The organism is Campylobacter concisus (genome assembly GCF_002913225.1).
Lineage (GTDB): Bacteria > Campylobacterota > Campylobacteria > Campylobacterales > Campylobacteraceae > Campylobacter_A > Campylobacter_A concisus_J.
This window is the reverse complement of the sequence record NZ_PPAW01000032.1, coordinates 1-1049: the sequence shown is the minus strand read 5'-3', so window position 1 is coordinate 1049 and position 1049 is coordinate 1. Positions and strand designations below refer to the sequence as shown.

At 43.7% G+C, this 1049-nt stretch carries 1 protein-coding gene and 1 pseudogene; both read right to left on the bottom strand.

Features of this window, described 5'->3' with window-relative positions; genetic code table 11:
• On the bottom strand, window positions 1-286 hold a 286-nt coding region (locus CYP26_RS06240), incomplete at its 3' end, for a YolD-like family protein (RefSeq protein ID WP_103630791.1).
• Window positions 279-1049, bottom strand: a pseudogene (locus CYP26_RS06235) (DNA repair protein); the annotation flags it as partial. The pseudogene CYP26_RS06235 and the gene CYP26_RS06240, both read right to left, overlap by 8 nt.

Below are 1049 nucleotides of genomic sequence, written 5' to 3'. Positions count from 1 at the left end.
TTATATCCTCAAATTTGATTTTAGTTTTTACGATTATGAGGATTTTATCTTTGAAATTTACATCCGATACTAGGCCGCTAGTTTTTACGTAAGTAAAGCCGTCGTGGTAGCTCACACGCACTTCATCAGCTATCTTTATCTCGCTTATTTTTTTTAAAATTTCATCGACTTTGCTCTCGTCATGCTCTAGTTTTTCGCATTTTTCTCGCTCTTTTTGGCGCAAGGCTCGCTCTAATGTTGAGAGAGGATTAAACGAGCTAAAAATTTTCGCCCTATCTTTACTCACCGCTCTTGTGCCCTCCGATCTTTTTGTTTCTATCTTGCCCAGTCGCCTCTGGCAGCAGGTCGATCGCGCGCAGGATTGAGTTTTTACCAAATTTCTCTTTTATCAAATTTAGCGACTTTAGCACCGCTTTTTCTTTGGCGTCATCTTCAAACAGGCTAAACTCAACCAAATTTTCTTTTAACACATCGTTTGCAGATATGCCTATTTGCCTGATTAGCCCGACATTTTTTATCTTGTTTAAAAATAGCTCCTCAGCCGCACTCATCAGCACGCTTGAGACATTTGTTGGCGTTTTAAACCTCACGCTCGCACGTTGCTGAGGCTCGAGCTTATCGGCAAATCTCACATTTATCGTTAGCCCACTCGCCCTCACATCTTTGTTTATGAGCCTAAGCGCGAGCCTGTCAGCCATCTCTTTTAGCACGATCACCGCCTCGCAGCGCTCGTAGTCTCTAGGCAAAATTTCCGAGCTAAAGTAGGACTTCGTGCTTGGTTTATAGGCCTTTATCTCAGCTATCGTCGTTGGCTCTATGCCGTTTGCGTGATCGATCGTGATGTAGGCATCGACGCCAAAAATTTTTTCAAGCAGGCTTTTTGGCGCATTTGCGATATCTTTCATGCAAAAGATGCCGCATTTTTCGAGCTTTAGCCTAGTTTGCTTACCGATACGCCAAAAGTCACTTAGTGGCTGGTGCGTCCAGAGCTGCTTTTTGTAAATGTGCTCGTCTAAAAAGGCGATCCTGTCGTCGCTGTGCTTTGCTAG